This is a genomic window from Exiguobacterium sp. TDN 0502, from assembly GCF_050846835.1.
Lineage (GTDB): Bacteria > Bacillota > Bacilli > Exiguobacteriales > Exiguobacteriaceae > Exiguobacterium_A.
In genome coordinates this window covers 1-852 of record NZ_JBOZGJ010000037.1, presented here as the reverse complement: position 1 = coordinate 852, position 852 = coordinate 1, and the positions used below count along the sequence as shown (strand labels likewise).

Genomic DNA, 852 nt, shown 5'->3' with positions numbered 1-852 from the left:
GTGGTTTAAGAGAACGGTCTTGAAAACCGTCAGGCGGCGAAAGCCGTGCGTGGGTTCGAATCCCACCGCCTCCTCCACTTCTTTTTTTTTACCCAAAAATAAGTAGAATCATGGAGTCGTACCCAAGTCCGGCTGAAGGGGACGGACTCGAAATCCGTTAGGGGTCGCAAGGCTCGCGTGGGTTCGAATCCCACCGACTCCGCTTTTTATGAAGCATCTCAATTCTGAGGTGCTTTTTTGTTGCATCGATTTCTTCGTGCGTGCTATGGTTGCCTACGTGAAAAACGAAGAAGAGGTGGACGAAATGAACGAACAAACAAAAGAATCGTTGCTTTCGCATTATGCGATGACGATGACATATGTAAAAGACTTAGAACAGATTTCAGAAGAGGCGTGGCGGACATCGTATGCAGAAGGTAAGTGGACAGTTGCTGAGATCATCGGTCACTTATCACCATGGGATCGCTTCATGGTCGCAGAGCGCATCCCGTACTTGCTCGCGGGTGAACCATTCCGTGTTGCGCCGGATAGCCAAGCCGTTAATGAGGAAGCAGCGAAGATGAGCCGTGAGCAGCAACGGATCTTAACGATTGATGAGTTTTTAGTCAGCCGTGACTTATTGCGCCGTGCGGTCGAGTTGATTCCGGAAGATCGCCTGCAGGACAAGGTCGTCATTAAAGACAAAGAGTTGACGATTGGTCAGTTCCTCGGAGCAATGGCTCAACATGATTTACACCATATGGAACAGATCAATCAAGTGATTGGTTAATGCGAGGAGGCTGGGACATAACTCAGTTTCATAAACGAAAGGCCCTCGAAACGTGTAGTCGTTTCGAGGGCCTTGTTCTATGA

1 protein-coding gene and 1 tRNA gene are annotated in these 852 nt (G+C 48.8%); both read left to right on the top strand.

The window, feature by feature from the left end:
- The first annotated feature begins 112 nt into the window (after nt 1–112).
- Nucleotides 113–202: transfer RNA gene (locus tag ACRPK8_RS15770), tRNA-Ser, on the top strand.
- A gap of 102 nt (nt 203–304) precedes the next feature.
- The gene (locus tag ACRPK8_RS15765) at nt 305–769 is read left to right on the top strand and encodes a DinB family protein (RefSeq protein WP_329469673.1); all 465 of its coding nucleotides are present in this window, start codon (nt 305–307) and stop codon (nt 767–769) included.
- Nucleotides 770–852: the final 83 nt, after the last annotated feature.

Excerpts from the sequence above, each read along its gene's own strand:
- ACRPK8_RS15765 (WP_329469673.1), top strand. The coding sequence starts at position 305 with ATGAACGAACAAACAAAAGAATCGTTGCTTTCGCATTATGCGATGACG.